Consider the following 1214-nt stretch of genomic DNA (forward strand, 5'->3'; position numbering starts at 1 on the left):
AATGAAAAACGCATCTTCCGAAAAGGAAACAATGAATCCAAAACCGGTTACACTCAGCGTGGAAATGCCTGTAGCCGCAGCTCTTGATACTCTATTAGACAACAATCTAACAAGCGCACCAGTGGTGGATCTCCACAATCGTTTAGTTGGTTTCTTCTCTGCACACGACGTGATGGTTGAACTGTGGTGTCAAGATTACATCCCAGTGAAAGATCAAAAAGTGGTTGATTTGATGAGCCGTGATGTCGTTGCAATTGATGCTGGCGATCGTTTGGTGGATGTGGTCGAGTTCCTATGCATCGACAAAGAGCAACTATACCCAACAAGCAGCATGGGGATTGCAACTCGCCTAACTTCTCTATCTCTAGAAGAACGAGCGAAAAGCATGAAGGTTAGCAAACCGCAAGTATTGCCGGTTCTTGAAAATGGTCAAATGGTTGGTGTTGTTACTCGCCAAGAAGTCCTTAAAGCCCTACGTCCAGTATTCGGTGAGCGACTAAACCTTGTTGAAGATAAAGCACTAGAAACTGCTTAAACAATAAAGAAAGAACGAACAATAACAAAACGCTAATTGTTAGAAACTAACAGCGTTACATGGCACCAATAAAAAAGCGCTCTTGAAACCAAGAGCGCTTTCATTTATTCAAAGCGTAATTACTTCTTCACGCCTTCGATATGCAGTTCCATATCAACGTAGCTTGATGAACCCATTACTGGGATATCGAAATCAGCAAGCTCTAGACGAGTTGTGCCAACAAAACCAGCACGCTCACCACCCCATGGGTCGTTACCTGCGCCAACAAACTCAGCTTCGATAGTAATAGGCTTAGTAACACCGTGTAGCGTTAGATCACCCGTTACGTCTAGCTTACCATTACCTTTATCAACCACTTTCGTGCTCTTAAAAGTCGCTTCGCTGTATTTGCCAGCATCAATAAAATCGCCGCTGCGGATGTGTTTATCACGCTCAGCGTGGTTTGAGTCTAAGCTTGTGGTGTCTACTACTACGTTTACTTTTGAGTCAGCAATGTTGTTTTCATCAAAAGAAAAGTCACCAGAAAAAGTATTAAAACGACCTTTGATGAAGCTGTAACCTAAGTGGCTAACTTTGAAGTTGATAGACGCGTGAGCACCTTTCGTATCGATAACGTAGTCTGCAGCCTGAGCACCTAAAGGCAGTGCCATAGCAATTGCTAGTCCTGTAGCGAAGAGTG

General features: G+C 43.6%; 2 protein-coding genes. One reads left to right on the forward strand and one right to left on the reverse strand.

Annotated elements, in window-relative coordinates; translation table 11 throughout:
• A partial coding sequence (locus R7P67_RS25165; RefSeq protein WP_318086365.1) for a CBS domain-containing protein occupies window positions 1-535 on the forward strand: 535 nt, incomplete at its 5' end.
• Between the two features lie 119 nt (window positions 536-654).
• Here the strand turns inward: R7P67_RS25165 and R7P67_RS25170 are convergent.
• On the reverse strand, window positions 655-1214 hold a 560-nt coding region (locus tag R7P67_RS25170; protein WP_318086366.1), incomplete at its 5' end, for a YceI family protein.

The sequence above is a fragment of the Vibrio sp. Vb0937 genome (genome assembly GCF_033338855.1).